This is a genomic window from Halomonas alkalisoli, from assembly GCF_021412585.1.
GTDB lineage: Bacteria > Pseudomonadota > Gammaproteobacteria > Pseudomonadales > Halomonadaceae > Halomonas > Halomonas alkalisoli.
The window spans coordinates 20273-44849 of sequence record NZ_JAKCMI010000026.1; the positions used below are offsets into that span (position 1 = coordinate 20273).

Below are 24577 nucleotides of genomic sequence, written 5' to 3' on the forward strand. Positions count from 1 at the left end.
TACCTCGCACCCGCCTGAGCCTGGGTGGAATGTTACTCGGTGACGGGGGGAATGTCGTCGTCAGGGGCGTAGCGCCGGGGCAGATCGTCGTTGATATCCCACCAGTTCGCCTTGCTCTCGACGTGAAAGTGCGTGTGAGGCCTGGCCCCGACGGGTTCGTTGACGATTCCCATGCGAATACGCAGGACTCCCGGGTGTCTGGCGTTCCTGCTGAACAACGGTGATCCGCACTTTCGGCAGAAGACGCGCTCGTGCCCAGGCGAGGACTCGTAGCTGACCAACAGCTCCGAGCCCGACACGAGAGATACCGCCCGCGCATCCACGGGCGCATTGCTGGCGAAGGCACTGCCCTGTGCCTTGCGACACATCGAGCAGTGGCAAATATCGATGGCGCCGGGCTCGGCCAACAGGTCGATCCGCACTCCGCCGCAGAGACAGCTCGCCGTATATAGTCGATCACTCATGACACACCACTCTCTCGGGTATGGCGCCAGCGTGGTTGGCACCTCCGTTTTTCGGGTAGGCTCCGGATGAACAACCTATCGAGAGATGGTATCTAGAGCGTCTTGTGGGTGCCGTTGCATAGCGGCGGCGTGGCGGTGTGCTTGCAGCCGCAGAAGTAGAGCGTCTCGTCCCGTTGCGCCTTGTAGACCACCGGCTGCAGTTCGGTCACCTTGTGGGACCCGTCGCAGAACGGCTGGGTGACGCTGCGACCGCAGGCACACCACACATAGGTCTTGCCGGCGACCACATCGACGGCATAGGGCGCCTTCTGGGCAATGCGGGCTTCGGTCATGGCGTTTGCCCCCGGTCGAGTGATGAGCCTGCTTCTACCCTACTCCAGTGGCCGCGAGGCGTCACGCCCCCAGCGCCCCTCACTCAGGGCTATCGCAGATCGCGGTAACGCTCGAGGCTGTTCCAGCGCCCCTCACTCAGGGCTATCGCAGATCGCGGTAACGCTCGAGGCTGTTCCAGCGCCTCTCGCTTTGGGTAACTGCGATTGCCCTGGCCCCTCACTTCTTTCGCTTGTCATGAATGTAGATGACCTTCGAGCTCTCGCCCCGCGAGGGCCTCTCCTCGATATCGAAAAGCTCGGTTGCCGCCACCAGCTCCCCGAGCTTTCGGTAGCCATAATTGCGTGAATCGAAATCCGGAAACTGCTTCACGATATTGCTGCCGACCGCGGCGAGCGGCGCCCAACCGCTGTCGTCCGAAGACGACTCGACCGCATTGCGCAGGGAGTTGACGAGCGTGGCATCCGACTTCAGCTCCCGGGTAGAACGCCGGATCGTCTCCGGCCCCTCCTCCTCGCCTTCGCGCAGCACCTCGGTATAGATGAACTTGTCGCAGGCCGAGACGAAGGGAAGAGGCGTCTTCTTCTCGCCGAAGCCGAAGACCGTGAGCCCCGACTCCCGGAGCCGGGACGCCAGGCGGGTGAAGTCGCTGTCGCTCGACACCAGGCAGAACCCCGTGAAGTTCCCCGTATACAGCAGATCCATGGCATCGATGATCAAGGCACTGTCGGTGGCATTCTTGCCGGTCGTGTAGCCGAACTGCTGGACCGGCTGTATGGAGTGCCGCAGCAGGGTCTCCTTCCAGCCCTTCAACTGCGGCCCGGTCCAGTCGCCGTAGATTCGCTTCACATTGGCGACACCGTACTTGGCAATTTCCGCCAGCAAGCCATCGACGATGCCCGGCTGGGCATTGTCCGCATCGATCAGGACCGCAAGGTTATTATTATCCATCGTTCATCCTTACCTCTTATCATTGTTGGGCATCTTCCTACCTGGGCGAGTGCGGCGCAGCGGCAAAGAACACGAGAAAGCCCTGCAGGTGACGCGCCACCACACAAGAAAAAAACGTTGTTGGAGGTAGCTTTAGCTCCGTCCGACGCATCGGCGACAGCGGTGTTGCCGCCGCTTCGGTGAGTCGCACAAACGCTAGCGCTACAGACGAGTAGAAGAAAGGCCACCCAACCGCCCACCACATAAGAAAAGAACCCTGTTGGAGGTAGCTTTAGCTCGCGACCGCGGTGTTGCCTAGCCTTGCCGATGAATACCAACAGCAGCGTTGCGACAAAAGTGCAAAAATAACTGCCTTTGTTCCACCACCTAGTTGGCCAACCGGTCCAATGGCAGAAATCGGCCAGAAACGGACATTTAGGAAATGCTGATGTAACGCCGCAATCACGCGCTTGTCACGTGCATTTCCTTGTTAAGTGGCTTTTTGACAAAGGCACGGTAGCTTTGCGCATTCTTGCCACTCATGGTGCTTGCGCCAACAACTTCATCGTGGAAATACTGAAAGCCTCCAAATAGCTCCCGCAGTTCTTCGGGCCTGCTGTAGCGCATAGATATTCCCAGACCCGACGTAAAAACCGTCCCTTCTTCTGAACAAAACTCAGAAATGTGAAGGAACCCGCCGGGCTTCAATACACGTGCAATCTCCGCAACTGCTTCGGCCCGCTCCTCCAATGAAGGAATGCACGTAAAAACCGCACAAGCCACGACTGCGTCGAATGACCGGTCGTCGAAGGGCAGTACTGCTTTAGATGAATGCAACAGAGAAAGCCCTGGGAACATCCTGCACCCGCGCTCAACCATTACAGAAGACGGATCTATACCGATCACATCGGTGTACCCACACTCAGTTAACTCCTTAACGATCCGACCGTAGCCACACCCAAAATCAAGCACCTTGGCCTGCAGGTTAACCACACCGCAGAATCGTTCCCGATCTATTTCCAGGTTGAAGTTGACTTGGCTTGCGACTTGATCCCAGCCTTCTGAGGCCATGCTATTTCCCACTTAACTATTCAGCATTTATTCGCCGTGCGGAGCATGGCGAATAAATGTTGCATATTACGGATGAACACGCTGGAACCTTTGTCGGCGTGGCCGCTTCGGGTCGTCTCCGACCCTTCGTTGCATACCCCACTAGCTGCCGATGCCGAGCTGCCCTCATCAGGCCAGGGTAACCTCCGCCAGTCGCGAGCGAAAGCTACCTCCAACAATCGCCGATGCAACCACAATGGCTGTTCGGGTCGCTTCCAGCCCTTCGTTGGACACCCCACTAGCTGCCGATAACGAGCTGCCTTCACCCGGCTACGTCAACCTCCGCCTGTCGCGAGCTAAAGCTACCTCCAACAATCGCCGATGCAACCGATTTGGGCTATTTGTGTCGTCTTCTGCCCTCCCACAATCGTCGCTGCAACCGATTGGGGCTATTGGGGACGCTTCCTGCCCTTCGTTGCATCCCCCGCTAGCCGCCGACATTTTCCCACTTGGACCAGTGCGGCGCTCCGTCAATCGACTCGGCAACCGCAGGCAGGGCAAAGAAGTACCCCTGCCCCTGGCGGCAACCCAGTTGCAGCACGGCTTGCCCCTGCTCCTTGGTTTCGATCCCCTCGGCGAGAACGATGAATCCCAGGCTGGCTCCCATATCGGCCACCGCGCGGACGATGGCCTGGTCCCGGGGATCGTCCAGGATGCCATGCACGAAGCTGCGATCGATCTTCAGCTTGTTGATGGGGAGGTGCTTGAGATAGCTCAGCGACGAGTAGCCCGTCCCGAAATCATCGATCGCCAGGGAGACCCCCATGCGCCGTATCTCATGCAGTCGCTGGATGGTCATCTGGTCCGAGTGCATCAGGGATGACTCCGTGATCTCCAGCTCCAGGTATCTGGCGGGCAGGTCGGCAGATTCGAGGATACGCCGAAGCTGCGTGACGAACCCCGGCTGCGCCAGTTGGGGAGCCGCCACGTTGACGGCGATGTGTCCGAACTCCAGGCCGCCATCCAGCCAGGCCCGCCCCTGCTGGCAGGCCCGCCGCAGCGCCCATTCGCCGAGCGGCAATACCAGGCCGGTGCGCTCCGCCAGGGGTACGAAAACAGACGGCGGGATATTGCCTTCCCGGGGATGCTGCCATCGTGCCAGGGCTTCCACCCCTGTCCATTTCCCGGTTCGCAGATTGACCTGGGGTTGGTAGTGGAGCAACAGCTGATCCTGCCTCAGGGCATCCCGCAGGTCGTTTCCCAGTCGCACCCGCAGCATCGCCTGCTCGGTCATGTCCTGGTCGAAGAAGTGATAGCCAGAGTCATGGCGCTTGGCCTGGTACATGGCGGCATCGGCCTGCTGGATGAGCGCGTCGGCCTGTTCACTGTCATCTGGATAGATACTGATGCCGATGCTGGCCTGGACATGCAACTTCCAGTCGTCGAACTCGATCGGCGCCTCCATGGCCCGCAGCAATCGATCCGCGGTCTGGACCGCGTCCTCCGGCATGACCAGGTCCCGGATCAGAATGATGAACTCATCGCCACCGAAACGTGCTGCCGCGTCTTCTCCACGAGCGTGCTCGGTGAGCCGCCGCGCGAATTCCTGGAGCACCCTGTCCCCCGTGGCATGGCCGAGACTGTCATTGATCGTCTTGAAGTCATTAAGGTCCATGAACATCACGGCCAGGCGAGTGCCATGCCGCTGGCTATGCGACAGCGCCAGCCCGAGGCCTCGCCGGAAATGCGCCCGGTTCGGCAGACCGGTCAGTGCGTCGGTGTTGGCGAGCTGCTCAAGCATCCGCTGGATCGCCTTCTGTCGATCGACCCAGGTCACCAGCAGGCTCAGGCCCAGGATCAGGCCGGCGAAGCCGCCAATGGCCGCGGCCATGCCCTCCTGGTACAGCAGCGAACCATGCGCGGCGGCCAGAGGGCTTTCATAAAAGCGGGAGGCGCCCATCGCCGTGTAGTGCATGCCGGCCACCGCAAAGCCCATGAAGACCCCGGCTATCAGCGTCATGCCGCTCTCGGAAAACGCCGGCAGGCTGCGCACGCGGAAGTGGAGGTAGAGAGCCGCCAGGGCCAGCAGAAAGGCCACCACGATAGAGAGAACGAAGAAGGGGAAGTGATAGCGCAGGCCTTCCATGTGCATGGCTTCCATGCCGGTGTAATGCATGCTGCCGATGCCGACGGCCATCAGCAGTGCTCCCACGAGAAGCTGTTGCGCCTTGAGGCTCGGGTGAGCCATGAAGTGCAGCGCCGCGCCGCTGCCTAGTATCGCCGGCACCAGGGACAGCACCGTCAGCCCCATGGTGTACCCCATATGCTCGTGCCCCTCCACGGAGAAGGCCAGCATGGCACTGAAGTGCATCGCCCATATGCCACAACCCATGGCCACCGCGCCGCCGAGATGCCACCAGGTCTTGCTCGTGGGCGAAGGCGAGGCGACCATGCGGTCCGCCAGCATCAATGCCGTTAGGCCCGCAAAGCAGGCAATGGCAATGGAAAGCGTGACCAGCAAGGGATCGTAGGTGCCTTCCAGCAACGGGCCCAGCGTGGGGTCGGAGGTATCGAAACGCCAGAATTGCATCTTGACTCCTGATCGGCCGGCTCCGCTTGTCGCGCGCTAAAGCTGCCTCCCACAGTTGGTCGATGCGACGTATGGTGGCAGTTTTGAGTCAACTCCTGGGTACGCTACCGCAGGGGAATTGGGGCGAATGGTCGCCTTCCCTGGCAGTAGCAGCACACATTGCCGCCGCATGCCGACACACCCGGGTGACGCTGATACATGCTTTTGCACTACAGCCTAATCACACATTTGTTAGTTTGCGTAGGGAAACTTCGGATTTTGATGGATCTTGATAAAGAAGGGAGTCATGTGGATGGCGCGGTGCGGGGAAATTCCGGCCCATGCAGGGATGGGCCGGCGAAGCACTAAGATGGAATCGCTTCAGTCGCAGGGAACGACAGCGCGGGCGGTATCCTTGGCCCAGAGGGTCTGGCCGTCGGGCGTCGAGCCGTGGGCATTCCAGGTTTCGGTCACTTCGACGCAGTAGGACCCCAGGTCCTCGACGCTTCTTTCGGGGTCCGCCGGGCGGTCGTTGCCGATCCGCATGATATCGGGGTTTTCGCTGGTATAGCGTGGCGCTACGGCGTTGGCACCGCAGCCGGCGACCAGTGCTGCCACCATGAGCAGGGGGAGTGCGTGTCGCAGTTTCATCGTATCATCCTCACTAGAATGTGCTGCATTCGTGCGATTATTGGATGATGCGTAACGGGCAATGCGTTGAGTGCTGCCAGGGTCGTCAGTCCGTTTGACGCACCCGCCAGCAGTTCCGCCATTCTAAACGAGTGTTCCATTCGCTGCCACCCGGGGGCACCGCAGCCGGCCAGAGGTTCCTGCCAGCAGGCCCGGCATGCCTGCCCAGTGCACACCTGGGGATCGTCTCGGCCCATGGCCGTGTCAGCGGGTGCAGTGGGCGGCGAAGATGGCTACAATCGAGGGTCTGATTTTCTTGGGAATTCCAGAGCCGATATGTCGAACTACACTAGCGCCCCGCGCAAGATCCTGGTCACCAGCGCCCTGCCCTACGCCAACGGCTCGATCCACCTTGGCCACCTGCTGGAGTACATCCAGACGGACATCTGGGTACGCTTCCAGAAGAGCCGTGGCCACGAGTGCCATTACGTCTGTGCCGACGATGCCCATGGCACCGCCATCATGCTGCGTGCCGAGCAGGAAGGAATCACCTCGGAGGCACTGATCGAGCGGGTGTCCCGCGAACACCAGCAGGATTTTGCCCGCTTCGGAGTGGCGTTCGACAACTATCACTCGACCCATTCCGACGAGAACCGCTACTTCAGCGAGCTGATCTACACCCGGCTTCGCGACAAGGGGCACATCGCCACCCGCGATATCGAGCAGATGTATGATCCGGTGAAGGGATTGTTCCTGGCCGACCGCTTCATCAAGGGCACCTGCCCCAAGTGCGGCGCCGAGGATCAGTACGGCGACAACTGCGAGGCCTGCAGTGCCACCTACACCCCGGCAGACCTGATCAAGCCGGTGTCGGCAATCTCTGGCGCCACCCCGGAGGTGCGCAGTTCCACCCACTACTTCTTCAAGCTGCCGGACTTCGCCGACTTCCTCAAGCGCTGGACCCGTAGCGACCATGTCCAGACCCAGATCGGCAACAAGCTGCAGGAGTGGTTCGAGTCCGGCCTCAACGAGTGGGACATCTCCCGCGATGCCCCCTATTTCGGCTTCGAGATTCCCGATGCACCGGGCAAGTACTTCTACGTCTGGCTCGATGCCCCCATTGGCTATCTCGCCAGCTTCAAGAACCTGTGCGACCGCGAGGGCATCGACTTCGACGCCTACTGGGAAAAGGACAGCAAGGCCGAGGTCTATCACTTCATCGGCAAGGATATCGTCTACTTCCATGCCCTGTTCTGGCCCGCCATGCTGCACGGTGCCGACTTCCGCACGCCCACGGCGGTGAACTGCCACGGCTTCGTTACCGTCAACGGTGCCAAGATGTCGAAGTCGCGCGGCACCTTCATCAAGGCCGCCACTTATGCCGAACAGCTGGACCCCGAGTACCTGCGTTACTACTTTGCCGCCAAGCTCACCTCACGGGTCGACGACCTCGACCTGAACCTCGAGGATTTCGCCGCTCGCGTCAACGCGGACCTGGTGGGCAAGGTGGTCAACATCGCCAGCCGCTGCGCCGGCTTCGTCAAGAAGCTGGGCAATGGAAGCCTGTCCGCTCACTGTGCGGAGCCTGAGCTCGTGGCACGCTTCATTGCCGCCGGCGACGGCATCGCCGAGGACTTCGAGGCCCGCGAGTTCGGCCGTGCGATCCGCAAGGTGATGGAGCTGGCCGACGAGGCCAACACCTACATCGCCGACCGGGAACCCTGGGTACTGGCCAAGCAGGATGGGCGCGAGCAGGAAGTACTCGATATCTGCTCGGTTGGCCTCAACCTGTTCCGTCAGCTGATGGTCTACCTGGCGCCGGTGGTACCGGCCATGGCCGAACAGGCGCGGCAGTTCCTGCAGCTCGACTCGCTCGACTGGCACAGTCGTCACGAAGTCCTTCTGGGCCACGACATCGCCAAGTTCAAGCCGCTGATGACCCGCGTGGAACGGGAAAAGATCGATGCCATGATCGAGGCATCGAAGGAGGATCTGGTGGAAGAACAGAAGCTCAAGGAGGCGGTCAAGGGACCGCTGGCCGAAGACCCCATCGCCCCGGAGATCGCCTTCGACGACTTCGCCAAGGTCGACCTGCGAATCGCCCGTATCGCCAAGGCAGACTACGTGGAGGGGGCGGACAAGCTGCTGAAGCTGACCCTGGACCTGGGCGGCGAGAGCCGCACCGTCTTTGCCGGCATTCGCGCCGCCTATGCCCCGGAGGCCCTGGAGGGCCGGCTCACGGTCATGGTCGCCAATCTGGCGCCGCGCAAGATGCGCTTCGGCGTCTCGGAGGGCATGGTACTGGCAGCAGGCGATGACGGGGGCATCTACCTGCTCTCGCCCGATTCGGGTGCTGAACCCGGCCAGCGCGTCAGATGACCCCAAGGCCAGCATGAGTACACCAGCAAGGGCACGGCTTCAGCCGTGCTCTTGCTGGTTCAGCACGCCTATTTTTATTAAAGACATGTAGTTTTTGGCCGATAACCGTGTAAGAGATCACCTACTTCAGCGTCGTCAGCCTCTTGCTCCACTGGCGACAAACGACACAGGCGCGCCATATGACCGCACTGTACAGCTCCCTGCGTAATCGTTTCCTCCTGTCGCTATGTGCCGTGCTGTGCCTGGCCCTGCTTGCCCTTGTAGCGATTGCACGCTTCCAGATCATGCCGATCCTGCTGGAGGACGAGGAACAGTATGCCGGCAGTGAACTCGACCGAGTCGAGCGCGCCATCGGCAGTGAACTCAATCACATGCGGCGCCTGGTGGAAGACTGGGCCTTTTGGGACGACACCTACGACTTCGTTCAGGGCGAACGACCGGAGTATGTCGACTCCAACCTCTATGAGAGCACCCTGGAAACCCTCGATCTCGACCTGATGATCTTTCTCGATGCCCACAATCAGCCCAGTTGGGTGGTGGGCTACAACGACGACGGCGAGTTCACCTCATGCCCCGGCACGGCATCTCCCTGCGACTGGGCCGATACTTATATCGACTTCCTGCAAGCCAGGCTCGAGAGTGAAAACGAGGAATCACAGACCTGGTTGCTGGCCAAGCCCGAACTGGCCATGGCGGCCATGTCGGGCATCTACCAGAGCCGGGAAGAGTCCCCGTCAGCCGGCTGGCTGCTGATGGTGCGCCCCCTCTCGGCGCCCTGGGTCGAACAGCTGCGCGACACGACCGGCATCGACCTGAACCTGACCAGCATCGCATACGACAATGACATGGCTCGCGACAGCCTTGAGCGCATATCAGCCAATCGCATGGCGGCCAGCCGAGCGGTCGAGGCCATGCCCGACGACCAGCTGGTTCGCATCGATACGCTGCTGCCCCGCCAGCGCTATCAGGCCAGCCTGGAAACCTTTCGTTTCGCCCTCTACTGGACAGTCGGCGTACTGGTCGTGACCCTGCTGGTTGTACTGTGGCTCCTCGAGAGAATCGTGCTGGCGCCGATTCGCCAGTTCTCGCACTTCACCCAACGCGTGCATCATGATGCGATACCGCCCACCATGCCCGCGTCCCTGCTGCAGCGTCGCGACGAGATCGGCACCCTGGCCCAGGAGTTTCGTAATCTCCTCGACCATCAGCAGCAGCAGTCCGCCCTGCTGCTCGAATTGTCGCAACATGATTCGCTGACGGGCCTCGCCAACCGCCGCCTGTTCGATGAACGTCTCGGAAAGGCCATGCACGTGGCGCAGGCTTCGGGCCATGAGGTGTCGGCATTGATGATCGATATCGACCACTTCAAGCTTTACAACGATCACTACGGTCATCTTGCCGGCGATGAGTGCCTGATTGCGCTTGCTGAGTGCATGCAAGACCATCTGGGCTCCCAGCTCTTCCTGGCAGCCCGCACGGGTGGGGAGGAGTTCAGCGTGCTGCTGCCGGACACCTCGCTCGAAGCCGCCATCGATCATGGGGAGGCGCTGCGCCTGGCCATCCAGGAGCGAGCCCTGCCCCATGCCACCTCGCCAACCGCCACCTGCGTGACGGTGAGCATCGGCGTTGCGAGCTGCCACCCCAGCGCGTTGAGTGATCCTACTGCGCTGATGCAGGCCGCCGACAGGGCGCTCTACCGGGCCAAGGAGAGCGGTCGGAATCGGGTCAAGGCCGGCGCTGCCGGTCGACACGAGACGACCACGACGCCGTCGAGCTGACGCGGCAACTGGCTGTACGCCGGTACCTGTTCAGCATCAAAGCACGTACAATATCGGCCTGTCGACGAGCCCAACAAGGAGCCACTGTGACGGGCCAGCACGTTCTGATCGACACCATCGACGACGCCCTGCCGCAGACCCAGTGCGGCAAGTGCGGGCACCCCGGCTGTCGCCCCTATGCCGAAGCCATCGTGGCCGGGGAGCCGATCAATCGCTGCCCGCCAGGTGGCGATGCCACCGTCGCGCGACTCGCCGAATTGACCGGGCGCGAGCCCACGCCGCTCGAAGAGCCCCACCAGCCCCCCCTGGTGGCCTTGATTCGCGAGGCGGAGTGTATCGGCTGCACCAAGTGCATCCAGGCCTGCCCGGTCGACGCCATCCTGGGGGCATCCAAGCGCATGCATACGGTGATCGCGGCGGAGTGCACCGGCTGCGAGCTCTGCGTCGCACCCTGCCCGGTCGACTGCATCGACCTCTTGCCCCATCCCGGCTGGGTGGCAGCCGACAGCGAGGCAGCCAAGCAAGAGTATCTGGACGCTCGTGCCCGCAAGGGCCGCCAACGCTTCACGGCTCGCAACCAGCGCCTGGCACGCCAGGCACGGGAAAAGCGCCTGGAACGCCAGCGGCGCCTGATACGCCAGACCTCACGCGCCAGCCGCGGCGCTTCGGACAACCGGCTCGAACAGCGTCAACGGCAGATGGCGGTCAACGCCGCCGAACAGGCCCTGCGCCGGGCCAGGCAGCAGTTGGCCCATGCCGAGCGCCAGGGCACTGTCGACGCGATCGCGTCGGCGCGGGATCGGGTAGCACAGGCCAGCAGTCTGCTCGACGACGCCCGCGCATCCCTCGACATCACCCCATCCCGCTGACCTCCAGAGAATCGGCCCCGAGATGAACGCCCAGAAACGCCACGAGATCTTTACACGACTGCGAGAGCACAATCCCGAGCCCACCACCGAGTTGCACTGGTCGACCCCCTTCGAGCTGCTCACGGCGGTACTGCTCTCCGCCCAGGCCACGGACGTCGGCGTGAACAAGGCCACCGCAAGGCTGTTCCCGGCGGCCAATACGCCACAGGCGATACTCGACCTCGGTATCGACGGGCTCAAGGAGCACATCAGGACCATCGGCCTGTACAACACCAAGGCCGAGAACCTGATGAAGACCTGTCGCATTCTGGTCGAACAGCATGGCGGCGAAGTCCCGAGAACCCGCACCGACCTGGAAGCGCTGCCCGGCGTCGGCCGCAAGACCGCCAACGTGATCCTCAATACCGCCTTCGGCGAACCGACCATTGCCGTCGACACTCATATCTTCAGGGTCTCGAACCGCACCGGTCTGGCGAAGGGCAAGGATGTGGTGGAAGTGGAAAAGAAGCTATTGCGCCATGTCCCCAGGGAGTTTCTACAGGACGCCCACCACTGGTTGATCCTGCACGGACGCTACACCTGCGTGGCGCGCAAGCCGCGCTGCGGCAGCTGTGTCATCGAGGATCTCTGCGAGTTCAAGGGCAAGATCGACATCGCCTGAGCCACGACTTCGACCAAGGGCGGTTTTGCATATTCGCGCAAGCTGTTGGACGATAGCGACTCAGGCAAGCCGACAATAACAACGATCGAGCCGCTCCATGCGCATCCACGACCGCCCCATTCAAGAACGAATCGAGGCGCTGCTCTCCCTCTCCCGGGAGCACGCCGACACCTTCTGCAGCCCCTCCGCCTGGCTGGCTCGAGAGCGCTATCTCGCCGCGCATCCCACGCGCATCGTGGTCATGAAGTGCATGGACGGCCGTATTCACATTCCCCATGCCACCCGCACACCGCTGGGCATAATCACGCCCTTTCGCAACCTTGGCGGCATCTTCCATCTCGGCTGGCCCTACCTGGGCGAAATGCTCACCGATACGGTGTACGAGGCGACTCGCGGCGGCCATGGTGTGCTGATGATCATCACCTATCACTTTTCACGGGGCGAGAAGAATCGCGGCTGTGCCGGCTTTGACTGTGACGCCGAGGCTGCCCTGTCCCACGCCCGAGAGATCCGCGCGCAGGCCGAGCAGCTGTTCGGCCATGACCATCGTCATGTCTATCCCCTGGTCTGTGGCTTCGAAACCGACGGCGACGCCTTGATCGTGCATGGCGACGGCGACACACGCCTCGACATGAGCGAACTGTGCCTGGCCGACACCAGCGACCTGGAGCGGCGGGTCACCGTCCTCTGCCCCGACATGCCCAGCGATATTCGTCGCGACCTGCTGCCACTGCTGGAAGGCAACCTGCAGCATGTGGATTCACTGCGGGGCGTCGCCCGCAAGCTCGATATCGAGCATCGGGAATGGGTGATCTGCGTGGGTCGCGGCTTCGACTTCCTGCACCTGCCCAATACCGCCCTGATCGTCGGGCCCTATAGCCCCGACCTTTCGCAGCCCGTCGGCACCGCCGCAGCCATCATCGATGCCAACATGAAATCCAGCAGGATTCCCGATGACGGCTTCCTGCTGCTGGCCTCGACCCCCTACCAGGAGGTCGGCGTCGACCGAGCCCGGGCCGTGATGAAGTCCCACTTTCTCACGGAGTTCGCCACTCAGGTCATCCACCGCGAACACCCGAAACTGGCCAAGCGCATGCTTCGGCGTACCGCCGTGGTCCATTGGCCCAGCCGCCGGCTGGAACTGCTCAGCGACGCCTGACCCGCCGGAGATCGACATGAGCGACCTTAAATTCCTGCTGTTGCCACCCACCCTCAATGTGCTGCTGGTATTGCTCGGGTTGATGCTCGGGCTTCGGAGCCTGCTTGGCGCACTGCTGGCAATGCTGGGCCTGGTCGGGCTGCTGGCACTCGCCACCCCAGTGGCCAGCCACGCCCTGCGCCAGGGCCTGGAGCCCTACCCCGTACCGATGCCCAGCCAGTTGGAGACCGCGCAGGCCATCGTGATCCTGGGCGGCGGCCGCAACTACGATGCCCCGGAATTCGATTGGGGCGATGCCCCCGCCAACGCCACCTGGCGACGCCTTGCCTACGGGGCGCATCTGCATCGCAGCGTCGAGCTGCCGATACTGGTCAGTGGAGGCCGGGTGCATGACGAGCACAGTGCCGAAGCCAGCCTGATGGCGGCAGCGCTGCGCGAGGTCTTCGACGTGCCGGTTCGCTGGCTGGAAGGCGAAAGCCGAAATACCGCCGAGAATGCGCGCTTGAGTGCCGAGATGCTGCGCACCGACGGCATCACCCGGGTGGCATTGGTATCACAGGCCTGGCATCTGCCGCGTGCCGTGGCGGAATTCGAGGCGCAGGGGTTGAGCGTGGTGCCGGCGCCCACCGAGTTCAGCAGTCCCCCGCCCAAGGGGGTTGCCGCCTGGATACCCCGTGCGTATCACCTCAACCAGAGTACCCGGGCACTGAACGAGTGGCTCGGACGGGGCGAACAGGCACTGCGCCGTCAGCTGCGGCGACACTGAAGACCCCGCCTCTCTCTCCTGCCGGCTCCTGCCGGCTTAGGCCATCTCCGGCAGTGGCGGGGGCATCACCTCCGCCCAAGGGCGCAGGGGGGCGGTGAGCTGGGCGGGCCAGTCGCGGTCGTTGGCCACCTGGGCGCGTTCGCGGCTACGCTCCAGGGCCGCCAGATCGATCTCGTGGCAGGCCCAGAGCGCCTCGTCGTGGGTGGTGGCCAGCACCCCATCGGCAGGGAAGCCGTGATCCATGGGAGCATAGAGGGCCGCCTCGCCGGTGTTGACGTCCAATGCCGGGCTCCAGGGCGCCTCGCCCGCGGTTACCGCCTGGGCCACGAAGAAGCGGTTCTCCAGCGCCCGGGCCAGGCAGCCCACCCGCACCCGGGTCGCGCCGGCCGCGGTGTCGGTGCAGCTCGGCACCAGCAGCAGGCGCACTCCAGCCTCGTACTGGGCTCGCACCGGCAGCGGGAACTCCACGTCGTAGCAGACTGCGATCCCCACCCGGTGGCCATCGCAGTCGAAGCCGTGCAGCGCATCGCCCGGCTCGATCACACCGCTGGACGTCTCGTAGCCGGTGAGCTGCAGCTTGTCCTGCCAGCCGTGCAGGCCGTCCGGGGCGAACCAGTCGGCACGGTTGCGGTAGCGGCCGTCGCCCACCTCGATCAGGAAGCTGCCCGGCACGATATAGAGATCGAGTTCCCGGGCGAGGCGGCGGTAGAGGTCACACCAGGCCTGACGCAACGGCTGCAGTGCCGCCAGGGAAGCGTGCAGGTCATCGCGCACCTCGGGGGCGAAGCCGGCCGCGAGCTCCAGACTCAGGTACTCGGGGAGTACTGCGACCCGGGCACCCAGCGCCTTGGCCTCGCCCAGGCAGGCCGCCTGGCGACGAGCGAAGGCGTCGAAGTCCGCCGGCATGCCGATCGGATACTTGGCCACCGCCACCCGCATCACGCCTCGGCCCCCACCTGGCACAGCCACTCCTGCAGGTTGTAGTAGTTGGTGACCCGGGTGATCTTGCCGTCGCGTACCTCGAAGAAGGCGCCGCCCGGCAGCACGTAGCGCTGGCCCCGGGCCGGCGGAAGCCCCTCGTCGGTGGCACGGTACTCGCCGTGCACCACGTACTCGGCGGCCGCCCGCGCCCCGTCGGGCGTGGCCATGACGACGACATCCTCAAGGCGCTCCACGTAGCTGCGATCCATGCGCGCCAGGAAGGCACGGAAGGTCTCGCGGCCACTCTCCCGCTCACCCTGGTTGAGGTCGTGCACCACCGCCTCGTCGAGGCAGGCCAGCATCGCCTCCCAGTCGCCGCGGTTGAAGGCCGCGTAGTAACCCTGAATCAGTTGCACGCTGTCGGACATGGCCCCTCCTGCCAATCACGGTGATTCGAAAGGCGCCAGTGTAGCCAGAGTGAGGCCTCGGGGGCACCACATGCCCGACACGAAACTATTGCTCCACGACAGGCTCCTGGAGCCCACGCTTAGAAACCGAGCGCTTCCAGTCGATCGGCCAGCCCTTCGAGGACGTCGATTCCTTGGACGTCGGTGGGCAACCAGGGAAGGCGCGGGCGCGGCAGTCTCGTCAGTTGGTCATCGATACGTGCCAGATAGGTGGCCTCCTGCTCGCGACGGGCACGCAGGAACTCCCCATCGGCATCATCGGGAATCACCCGATTGACCAGGGTGCCGGCCACCGGGATATTGACCGCCTCCAGCGCCTCGACGGCACGCACGGTCTCCAGGATCGGCAATCGCTCAGGTGTCATGACGAACAGAAAGCTCGTCTCCTGCGGATTTTCGATGCGGCGACGGGCACGGTGAAACAGCCGCCGCCGATCGATCAAGGTGCGAGCGATATCCCGGGTCCTGTCATCCAGGTCGCTCAGCGGATCTTCCTGGGGGTCGTCGAAGGGGGTCGCCACATCGCGACCCCGCTTGGGCGTCAGGTGCGACAGGACCTTGCCCAGCTCTTCGGACTTGCGGCTGTGGGACAGGAGCCCATCGGTCCAGGCGGCCATCGCCTCCGGCAGCGTCAGCAGCCGCAGCGTATGGCCGGTGGGCGCGGTATCGAAGATGATCAGGCCATAGGGCGCCTCGTCGTCAGTCACCAGCCGCGAAAGTCGCTCCAGCAGCGCGGCTTCCTGGGTGCCGGGCGACTGCCGCGTCAAGCGCATCTGGCGCTCGAGCTCCTTCATCATCTCCGGCGCGGCATAGCGGCGCATCTGCTCGGTGACACGGGACAGGTGCGCTTCGACCTCGATGTCCGGGTCGATCTCCATGGCATCCAGGTTGGGGAGCAGCCGACGCGGGGTATCGCCCAGCTCCCGGTCGAAGACGTCACCCAGGCTGTGCGCCGGGTCGGTGGAGACCACCAGCACGCGGCGATCGCGCCGCGCCGCCAGCACCGCCAGCGAGGCGGCTACGGTGGTCTTGCCGACACCGCCCTTGCCGCCTACCCAGAGCAGGCGTTTATCTAGAAGATCCTTCATGCTTTTCTCAACATGTGCCTAACAGCACTTGAAATGATCCAGCGGCGAGCGCTCCATGCCCATGCGGCGGTGCCAGTCGTGGAAGCGCTCGAGCAATAGCGGCTGGAGCTCCAGGGTGTAGTAGGCGGCCGGATTGGGTACGCCCATCATCTCGGAGAACACCAGCAGCATGAACAGGTCGTCCTCGTCTCGCCGTGCCCGGGCAATTGCACCGCGGTAGCGCGAAGAGTAGACCTCCTCCGCGAAGAAACGGGCCTGGCCGAGCCAGGCCCGAATCCGTTCGAGACGAGGATCATGACCGCTGCCATGATCGTCGTGCATACGCTAATCCTCCACTGTCAATTGTCGGCCTGCTCGGCCATCTCGGCCCGCGAACGCTTGAGGGCCGACGCGCACTCCATGGCCACCATGATCGCGGCAATCAACACCACGATATCGACAATCAGCAGGAAATAGTTGCCCTGCTCGAAGAAGGTGCGCAGCTGGATCAGCAGGGCCGCTATGGTCATTACCAGCAGGAAGCAGAGCGGCACCAGCGTGTACCACATGGGACGACGCAGGCGCACCAGCATCACGGTGATGACCAACAGCGTCAGGCCGGCAAGCAGCTGGTTGGTGGTGCCGAAGAGCGGCCAGATGATCATGCCACCGGTGCCGTCGGCGCCACCGGCACCGAAGGCCAGCAACAGGCAGCTGCCCACCGCCAGCAGGGTTGCCGGCGCGTTCTTCTTCATCCAGGGCTGGTTATAGATCTCGCCCCACTCCTGGAAGATATAACGCTGCAGACGCAGCCCGGTATCCATGGTGGTGCCGGCAAACAGCGCCGCCATCACCGTGAGCAGGGTCGCCGCGGTCGCTTCCGGCAGGCCAAGGCCATTGTGGATCATGAAGGCACCGCCTTCGACGAAGGCCGTCACGCCACCGGCCCCGAAGGCGGTATACATGGCTTCCCAGTCGGCGAAGGTCGCAAAGCCGGCCGTGGCGGCCAGGATCGCGGCGAGTGCCAGCATGCCTTCGCCCACGGCCCCGAAATAGCCCACGAAACGAGCGTCGGTTTCCTTGTTGAGCTGCTTGGAGGTGGTGCCCGAAGAGACCAGTCCGTGGAACCCCGAGATGGCACCACAGGCGATGGTGACGAACAGCAGCGGCAGCATCGAGGGCGTCCCGGCGGGCACGTTGTCGTTGACCATCGGTGCCACCAGGGTCGGGTTGAGCAACAGGATGGCACCGTAGAGGACGATCAGGCCGATGAACAGCTGGAGTCCGTTGATATAGTCACGTGGCTGTAGCAGCACCCACACCGGCAACAGCGAAGCGATGGCCGCGTAGGCAAAGAGAATCAGGATCCATACCGCATTGCCGGAAAGCCCGGCCACCTCGGCGGGCATCTGCAACGGTACGGAGGGCCCGATACCGATCAGGGCATAGAGCGCAATGACACCGATGATCGAGACCATGGGCAGGCTCAGCATGCGGCGATAGATCAGTTGCCCGATGATCAATGCGACCAGGATCGCGCCCCAGACCGGCACCACGGCGCTGGAGAAGTTCATCATCAGGCCCGCGATCACCACGGCGAATACCGCATTGACCATCAGCAGCACGAGGAAGATGACGATCATGAAGATGCTGCGGGCGCGCTTGCCGACCACGTCGCCGGTCAAGGCCCCGACGGACTTGGCCCTGTTGCGTACGCTGGCCCAGATGGCGCCGAAGTCATGCACACCGGCAAAGAAGATGGTCCCGAAGACCACCCAGAGAAAGGCCGGAAGCCAGCCCCAGATCACGGCGATGGCGGGCCCCACGATGGGAGCCGCCCCGGCCACCGAGGTGAAGTGATGCCCCCAGAGGATGAAGCGATTGGTTGGCACGAAGTCAACGCCATCTTCGTACTCGTGGGCGGGCGTCCTGAAATCCGGGTCCAGGCGGTAGATCTTCTCGGCGATGAACTTGGAGTACAGGAAGTACCCCGCCGCCATCGCGGCAAGACCCAGGACCAATAAAACGATTGCGCTCATTCTGGTCGGCTCCTTTGCAAGGATTCTTGGTTCTTTTCGGCTCACGTGTTGCGCGAGCGGTGGCGCGTGCAGTGCCGAATCACTGCACGTTCGAGGATGAATTGCGCGAGGCCGACATCATCCGGAAATGCCGTGGAACACCCAAAGCCTAGACCACGAATGGCCTCTCTCACCATGCCTGTGCACGAATGCCATACCATGGCGGTCAACAGGGAGTGCCGCTGCCTTCCGCCTAGTCAAAGGTCTTAATGTCCTTACCAAGGCGAACACGTTACGCTGCCTTCAACGTCAGACGCTTTCCAGAATATCGAGACTCCCATGCAAGAGATCCTGCTTCACTTCGCCATGGCCGCCACCTTCGGCGCCTTCACCGGCTCGCTGTTCCGCCTGACACGCCGGCCCGGCTATGAGCGCCCCTTCATGTTCCCGGTCGTGGGCCTGATTGCCGGCATCACCGCCTACATGATCTTTTATGTCCTGGCGTCGACCACCGGCGCACCGACCTGGCTGCTGCCCATACTCATCGTGCTTCAGGTCTGGCTGTGGCTGGGGCCATGGGGACCCAAGTTCAAGCGACTCGAAAAGAACGGGGACGAAGGCCGATAGCGCCGTCGTCTCTTGCCCTTTCCCTATTCCGTGCTTCCCATCTGCCCGTTGTGATGGCGGGCTTTCAGTCGTTGCCGTCCGGGCCCTCCTGCCAAGGTCGTCTTTGCCGGCCTCCCCGCGCCCACTAGACTGATCAGCAACAAGGTATAAAAGATCCCATATAAGGAGTATCCGATGGCCAAGGTGCTGGTGGTAGACGATGAACCCAACATCGTTCTGTCGATCGAGTTCCTGATGCAGCAGGCCGGCTTCGATGTGGCCACCGCCGAGGATGGCGAAAGCGCACTGCAGAGCGTCGCGGAAACGCCACCGGATCTGATCCTGCTCGATATCAGCCTGCCAGGCATCAGTGGCTTCGATGTGCTGGAGCAGCTGCGCGGCGACCCACAGCATGCCAGGCTGCCGATCATCATGCTCACGGCCCACGGCCGCGAGGTCGAGCGTGAAAAGGGGCTGGCTCTGGGGGCCGACGACTATGTGACCAAGCCCTTCTCCACCCAGGCCCTGGTCGAGAAGGTCAAGGCCCTGCTCAGCGAGGATGCCTGATGATGCGGGGCAAGCTCCCGAAGCGTCAGCGTTTGATCGGCCTGTGGCTGCTGCTCAGCGGTATCAGTATCTTCGGCGGGGCCATCTTTGCCGCCTGGCTGGATAGCCTCTTCCAGCCGCAGGGGCTGGCCCGGCTGGTGCTCTGGCTGGGCTGCTTCTCCGGCGGCGGCACGATCTTCCTGGTGGGGCTGCTGCTCGAGAGAATGCTCTTCACCCCCTTGCGCCACCTGCAGGTTCAACTCGCCCGCCTCGTCGCCAACCCCGACGCCCGTGAGGACTACCCTCCAGAGGGCTGGCTGCGCGGCCTGGGCCCCGATCTCATGCGGGTTCGCGAAGCCTGGCGTGCCGACCGCCAGCGCCTGGCCACCGCCCACGCCGAGGGCGCCCGCAGTGCCGCGCGCATCCGCCAGGAGCTCGAGACGCTGCTGCAGGTCCTCGATACCCCCCTGCTGCTCAGCGATCATCACCGACGCCTGTTGCTGTTCAACCAGGCGGCCGAAACGCTCTTCGGCGATAACCCCGGCCTCGGGCTCGGCAAGCGCCTCGACGCCCTGCTGCCGGTCTCCAGCCTTCAGGACGCCCTGGCCCAGCTGCCGGAAGATGGCGCCCCCCGTGAGCTGCTGATCCCCTGCGACGAGCGCTGGCTGCACGTGGTGATGCGTCGCGTGCCCAACAGCAACGGCGAAACGCTGCTCACGCTGACCGATGCCACCGCCGCCTGGACCAGCGAGATGGGCGCCCGGGCCGGGCTCGCCGACATGCTGCCGCCCCTGCGGCGCCACGGGGCCAGCTTGAGCAGCGCCGCTGAGGCGCTGAGCAGCGCGCGCCATGCCGGCCGGCTGGACGATACCCTTCGCACCCGTCTCGAGTCCGTGATCGATGAGGAGAGCCAGGCCCTGGGCCAGGGCATCGAAAGTCTCGGCAAGCTAATCGAGGACATGCAGCAGCAGGGTGAGCGCCTGGTGCCGCTGTGGTCCAACGACCTCTGGCAGTCGCTCAATGAACGGCTCGGCGACGACCCGCTGGAAGTCCTGCCCATCGGCATGCCCGCCTGGTTCAAGGGCGACGCCCCGGCGCTGCTGGTACTGCTGGAATCCCTGCTGGAGCGCCTGCGGCACCATGCCGGTACCACCTCCTTCGAGGGCGAGATGCTGCTCGGCAACCGGCGTGTCTATCTCGACCTGATCTGGCCCGGCAAGCCGCTCTCCCAGCGCGAGCTGGCGACCTGGAGCGACCAGCGTCTCGACGCCCTGCCGCTGTCGCCCCGTGTCGGTGACCTGCTGCGCCAGCACGCCAGCGATGCCTGGAGCCTGGCCGACAGTGACGGCAAGTACGCCAGGCTGCGCTTGCCACTCCCCGCCGTGGAAAGAGTCGGCGCCCCCCGCACGCCGGCGGCACCGCGCCCCGAATTCCATGACTTCGGCATCGCCGACCTGCCGCCGCCCGATGCCGAACTCGCCCGCAGGCCCCTGCGTGCCCTGGAGATCGTGGCCTTCGATACCGAAACCACGGGCCTCGAACTGCGCCGCGGCGACACGGTGATCAGCATCGGCGCCTGCCGTATCGTCAACGCCAGGCTGCTGGCCAGCGACGTCTTCGACGTTCGGGTCGACCCCGGCAAGCCGATCCCCCCGGCCAGCACGGCGATCCACGGCCTCACCGACAGTGACGTCAGCGGCGCTCCCCCGCTGCCGGTCCTGCTGCCGCGCTTTCGCAACTACATCGGCGACGCGGTGGTACTGGCGCACAACGCCGCCTTCGACCTGCTCGCGTTGCAGCCCCCGGGGGCCAGCGTCACCCTGGATATGCCGGTGCTGGATACCCTGCTCATATCGCGGGCCCTGGACGAGAGCCTGGATGGACATGACCTGGATACCCTGGCCGATCGATATAGCCTCCGATTCCCTCCCGGGACGCGACACACCGCGCTGGGCGACGCCCGGGTCACGGCGGAGCTGTGGCTGGCCCTGCTTCCACGCCTCGAAGCGAGGGGGATCGAAACCCTGGAGCAGGCGCTCGCGCTGCAGGCCAGCGCCTTCGACAGGGAGGACGCCTGCACATGAGCGAATCCAGGAACGAAACCCGCACCCATGCGCGACTGATCACCTTGATCTGCCTGGCCGCCCTGCTGTTCTCGCCTCCTCTGGTACTGATCTTCGATCGCCCCGCCGAGCAAGGCCTGTCGTGGTTGCCCCTCTATCTTTTCGTCGTCTGGCTGATAGTGATCGGGCTGGCCGCCTGGCTGATGGAACACCGGCAGGAGGATAGCTGACGCGATGAGAACCGATCCGGTGGTGCTGACGGTCGCCTTCGGCTACCTGGCGCTGCTGTTCGTCATTGCCGCCTGGGGCGACCGGCGTGCCGAACAGGGCCGCTCGGTGATCGGGTCGCCCACCGTCTACGCCCTGTCAATTGCGGTCTACTGCACCGCCTGGACCTTCTATGGCAGCGTCGGGCGTGCCGCCGAGTCCGGCCCCAGCTTTCTGTTGATCTACCTGGGCCCGACCCTGGCCATGCTCATGGCCCCCTTCATGATTCGCAAGATGGTGCGCATCGCCAGCACCCAGCGCATCACCTCCATTGCCGACTTCATCAGCGCCCGCTACGGCAAGAGTTCGAGCCTCGGCGCCCTGGTGGCACTGATCGCCCTGATCGGCATCACCCCCTATATCGCCCTGCAGCTCAAGGCCATCACCCTGAGCCATGCCGTGCTGGTCAACTATCCGGAAGCCGCCGACTTCCGCCTGGCCGACGAAAGCTTCTGGGTCGACAAGTCCTTCTGGGTCGCCCTGGTCCTGGCGGTGTTCATCATCCTGTTCGGAACCCGCCACCTGGACGCCAGTGAGCGCCACGAAGGCATGGTGGCGGCGATTGCCTTCGAGTCGCTGGTCAAGCTGGTCGCCTTCCTGACCGTCGGCGTATTCGTGGTGTTCGTGCTGTTCAATGGCCCGATGGACCTCTTCAGCCAGGTGGCCGAGAGCCCGCGACTGGTGGGAGCCCTGGGTCTCGATGCGGTGCCGGGCGGCGCAACCGGCTGGGTCGGCACCCTGGTGCTGGCGTTCCTGGCGTTCCTCACCCTGCCCCGCCAGTTCCAGGTGCTGGTGGTGGAGAACGTGGACGAACGCCACCTCAGGCGCGCCAGCTGGCTCTTCCCGCTCTACCTGGTCGCCATCAACCTGTTCGTGATTCCCATTGCGATGGCTGGAATGCTGCTGCCCTTCGGCAACAGTGACCCGGATAGCTTCGTGCTGACGCTGCCCCTCTCTGCAGGGCTCGAGGGCATACCCCTGCTGGTCTTCATCGGCGGTCTCTCGGCGGCAACCGGCATGGTGATCGTCGAGACCATCGCCCTCTCTACCATGGTCAGCAATCAGCTGGTGATGCCGCTGCTGCTGCGCTCCAAGCGCCTGCAGCTCAGCTCCCAAGGCGAGCTGGCCGGCTGGCTGCTGGGCATTCGCCGGGTGGCCATCGTGCTGATCCTGCTGCTGGGCTACCTCTACCATGCGCTGATCGGCGACTCTTACAGCCTGGTCACCATTGGCCTGGTCTCCTTCGCCGCCGCCGCCCAGTTCGCACCCGCCTTGTTGATCGGCATGTACTGGCGCGGCGCCACCCGAGTGGGCGCCAGCCTGGGCCTGATCGCCGGCTTCCTGATCTGGGTCTACACCCTGCTGCTGCCCGGCTTCGCCCAGTCGGGGTGGCTCGATCCCGACTTCCTCGAACGGGGGCTCTGGGGGGTGGGCTGGCTGCGCCCCTATGCGTTGTTCGGCCTCGAGGGCTGGGACATCTACAGCCACTCGCTGCTGTGGAGCATGCTGGCCAACGTCGGCATCCTGGTCGGCGTTTCCCTGTTTACCCGCCAGAGCCCGCTGGAGCAGACCCAGGCGGCGCTGTTCACCAATGCCATGAACCCGGGGCTGCAGCACACCTCCCTGTGGCGTGGCCAGACCACCCGCGGCGAACTCCAGAGCCTGCTCAGCCGCTACCTGGGGGCCAACGCCACCGCCCGGATACTCGCCGACCAGAAGAGCAGCCGGGACAACTCCGACCCGGCCCCCCCGGCGATGATCGCCCGCGCCGAACAGGCCCTGTCGGGGGCACTGGGCAGCGCCTCGGCAAGGGTGCTGATCAACTCCGTGGTGCGTGGCGAGGCCCTGGACCTGGAGTCGATCCTGAGCATTCTCGACACCACCTCCCAGACGCTCGAGTACAACCGCCGTCTCGAACAGAAGTCCAACGAGCTGGCCAAGATCGGCGAGGAGTTGCGTACCGCCAACGAGCGCCTGCGCGAGCTCGACCGACTGAAGGACGAGTTCGTCGCCATGGTCAGCCATGAACTCCGTACACCGCTCACCTCGATACGCGCCTTCGCCGAGATCCTGCGCGACGGCAAGGACCTGCCGGAGGACAAGCGCATTCATTTCCTCGAAGTGGTGGTGCTGGAAAGCCAGCGGCTCTCCCGCCTGATCGAGGAGATACTCGACCTGGCGCGGCTGGAAAGCGGCAGGCTGACCCTGACGCCGCAGAAGCTGGACCTGGTGTCGTTGACCCGGCACAGCGTCGACGCCGTCCACCGCCTGCAGGAAGACCGCGGGGTAACGCTGCAGCTGGATATCGACATGGATGAAGCGCCAGTCATCGGCGACCCGGACCGCCTGGAGCAGGTCATCATCAACCTGCTCGACAATGCCGGGAAATTTGCCGACGACGACGATCCCAAGGTTCGCCTCCACCTGACGCGGCACAAGGAGCACTTTCGACTCAGCGTGGAGGACAACGGCCCCGGCATCGCCGCGGAGGAGCGCGAGCGGGTCTTCGAGAAATTCCACCAGATCAAGCGCTTGAGCAGCAGCGCCGGCAAGGCCAAGGGGCGCCCCAGGGGAAGCGGCCTCGGCTTGCCGATCAGCCGTGGGATCGTCGCTCACCTGGGCGGCAGGCTCTGGGTAGAGGACGCCCCCCAGCTCGAGGGTGCCTGTCTGGTCATGGAGCTACCCCAAGCGCCGGAGTGAACACAGCGCCGCGACTATTATGCTGCAACTGCTAAAGAACGACTCCTGCCTGCCGATATCCCCTACTGCCGGCAAGGCATAACGAAACTGCCTGCCCAAGCGTTCAGCTAGGAGCCTGTCGGATTTGACCGATCGTCACGAGAGATTTGGATTTCGAGACAAGTTTATCGATCTGATGAGGCGAATAGCCCGCTATTTAACGAATCAGATCGAATGAAATTGGCCGAAAGACCGGATCTCGCAGTAGATCAGCGTTAAGTCCGACAGGCTCCTAGCCCGACTTACGCCCAATAACGACAAGAATCCGCAAGCAGGCCGCTGCCGTGACGCGACGCTG

At 63.7% G+C, this 24577-nt stretch carries 22 protein-coding genes; 11 read left to right on the plus strand and 11 right to left on the minus strand.

Going from position 1 to position 24577, the window contains the following annotated elements:
- Positions 1-32: 32 nt before the first annotated feature.
- From LY622_RS10830 to LY622_RS10855, 6 genes are all read right to left on the minus strand, one after another.
- Positions 33-464: a GFA family protein gene (locus LY622_RS10830; protein WP_234290919.1), complete on the minus strand. Its 432-nt coding sequence runs from the start codon at positions 462-464 to the stop codon at positions 33-35.
- Positions 465-556: 92 nt separating this feature from the next.
- Complete coding sequence (locus LY622_RS10835; RefSeq protein WP_234290920.1) at positions 557-796, minus strand: CDGSH iron-sulfur domain-containing protein; 240 nt, start codon at positions 794-796, stop codon at positions 557-559.
- Between the two features lie 217 nt (positions 797-1013).
- The gene (locus LY622_RS10840) at positions 1014-1745 is read right to left on the minus strand and encodes an NYN domain-containing protein (protein WP_234290921.1); all 732 of its coding nucleotides are present in this window, start codon (positions 1743-1745) and stop codon (positions 1014-1016) included.
- Between the two features lie 441 nt (positions 1746-2186).
- Positions 2187-2795, minus strand: a complete 609-nt coding sequence (locus LY622_RS10845) for a class I SAM-dependent methyltransferase (protein WP_234290922.1) — start codon at positions 2793-2795, stop codon at positions 2187-2189.
- Between the two features lie 466 nt (positions 2796-3261).
- Complete coding sequence (locus LY622_RS10850) at positions 3262-5364, minus strand: putative bifunctional diguanylate cyclase/phosphodiesterase (RefSeq protein ID WP_234290923.1); 2103 nt, start codon at positions 5362-5364, stop codon at positions 3262-3264.
- A gap of 360 nt (positions 5365-5724) precedes the next feature.
- A complete protein-coding gene (locus tag LY622_RS10855; protein WP_234290924.1) occupies positions 5725-5994 on the minus strand; it encodes a hypothetical protein in 270 nt (89 codons plus the stop codon).
- Between the two features lie 315 nt (positions 5995-6309).
- Between LY622_RS10855 and metG the strand changes: the two genes are divergently transcribed.
- The 6 genes from metG (at position 6310) to LY622_RS10885 (ending at position 13585) form a co-directional block, all read left to right on the plus strand.
- Complete coding sequence (gene metG, locus LY622_RS10860) at positions 6310-8352, plus strand: methionine--tRNA ligase (protein WP_234290925.1); 2043 nt, start codon at positions 6310-6312, stop codon at positions 8350-8352.
- 179 nt (positions 8353-8531) lie between these two features.
- Positions 8532-10130, plus strand: coding sequence for a diguanylate cyclase domain-containing protein (locus LY622_RS10865; protein WP_234290926.1), 1599 nt, complete (start codon positions 8532-8534; stop codon positions 10128-10130).
- A gap of 86 nt (positions 10131-10216) precedes the next feature.
- The gene (rsxB, locus tag LY622_RS10870; protein ID WP_234290927.1) at positions 10217-10999 is read left to right on the plus strand and encodes an electron transport complex subunit RsxB; all 783 of its coding nucleotides are present in this window, start codon (positions 10217-10219) and stop codon (positions 10997-10999) included.
- A 22-nt stretch (positions 11000-11021) separates the two neighbouring features.
- The gene (nth, locus tag LY622_RS10875; protein WP_234290928.1) at positions 11022-11660 is read left to right on the plus strand and encodes an endonuclease III; all 639 of its coding nucleotides are present in this window, start codon (positions 11022-11024) and stop codon (positions 11658-11660) included.
- 97 nt (positions 11661-11757) lie between these two features.
- The gene (locus tag LY622_RS10880; RefSeq protein ID WP_234290929.1) at positions 11758-12819 is read left to right on the plus strand and encodes a carboxysome shell carbonic anhydrase; all 1062 of its coding nucleotides are present in this window, start codon (positions 11758-11760) and stop codon (positions 12817-12819) included.
- Between the two features lie 16 nt (positions 12820-12835).
- Positions 12836-13585, plus strand: a complete 750-nt coding sequence (locus LY622_RS10885) for a YdcF family protein (protein WP_234290930.1) — start codon at positions 12836-12838, stop codon at positions 13583-13585.
- Between the two features lie 36 nt (positions 13586-13621).
- On the opposite strand, the gene LY622_RS10890 is transcribed toward LY622_RS10885, so the two are convergent.
- From LY622_RS10890 to LY622_RS10910, 5 genes are all read right to left on the minus strand, one after another.
- Complete coding sequence (locus tag LY622_RS10890) at positions 13622-14548, minus strand: carbon-nitrogen hydrolase family protein (protein WP_234290931.1); 927 nt, start codon at positions 14546-14548, stop codon at positions 13622-13624.
- Complete coding sequence (locus LY622_RS10895; protein ID WP_234290932.1) at positions 14524-14934, minus strand: ketosteroid isomerase-related protein; 411 nt, start codon at positions 14932-14934, stop codon at positions 14524-14526. The genes LY622_RS10890 and LY622_RS10895 overlap by 25 nt, the downstream gene beginning before the upstream one ends.
- A gap of 119 nt (positions 14935-15053) precedes the next feature.
- Entirely contained in the window at positions 15054-16061 is a 1008-nt protein-coding gene (locus tag LY622_RS10900) for an ArsA family ATPase (RefSeq protein WP_234290933.1), read from the minus strand.
- A gap of 18 nt (positions 16062-16079) precedes the next feature.
- On the minus strand, positions 16080-16382 hold the full coding sequence (locus tag LY622_RS10905) for a cory-CC-star protein (protein ID WP_234290934.1): 303 nt from the start codon (positions 16380-16382) through the stop codon (positions 16080-16082).
- 17 nt (positions 16383-16399) lie between these two features.
- Positions 16400-18079 (minus strand): carbon starvation CstA family protein, encoded by a 1680-nt coding sequence (locus LY622_RS10910; protein WP_234290935.1) that lies wholly within the window; start codon positions 18077-18079, stop codon positions 16400-16402.
- A gap of 318 nt (positions 18080-18397) precedes the next feature.
- On the opposite strand from LY622_RS10910, the gene LY622_RS10915 reads away from it, so the two are divergent.
- The 5 genes from LY622_RS10915 to LY622_RS10935 all read left to right on the plus strand — a co-directional run bounded on the left by LY622_RS10915 (position 18398) and on the right by LY622_RS10935 (position 24240).
- Positions 18398-18685: a hypothetical protein gene (locus LY622_RS10915; protein ID WP_234290936.1), complete on the plus strand. Its 288-nt coding sequence runs from the start codon at positions 18398-18400 to the stop codon at positions 18683-18685.
- 174 nt (positions 18686-18859) lie between these two features.
- Entirely contained in the window at positions 18860-19231 is a 372-nt protein-coding gene (locus LY622_RS10920) for a response regulator transcription factor (protein ID WP_234279152.1), read from the plus strand.
- Entirely contained in the window at positions 19231-21294 is a 2064-nt protein-coding gene (locus LY622_RS10925) for a 3'-5' exonuclease (protein ID WP_234290937.1), read from the plus strand. The genes LY622_RS10920 and LY622_RS10925 overlap by 1 nt, the downstream gene beginning before the upstream one ends.
- Positions 21291-21503, plus strand: coding sequence for a hypothetical protein (locus tag LY622_RS10930; protein WP_234290938.1), 213 nt, complete (start codon positions 21291-21293; stop codon positions 21501-21503). The genes LY622_RS10925 and LY622_RS10930 overlap by 4 nt, the downstream gene beginning before the upstream one ends.
- A gap of 4 nt (positions 21504-21507) precedes the next feature.
- Entirely contained in the window at positions 21508-24240 is a 2733-nt protein-coding gene (locus tag LY622_RS10935) for a sensor histidine kinase (protein ID WP_234290939.1), read from the plus strand.
- Positions 24241-24577 lie beyond the last annotated feature (337 nt).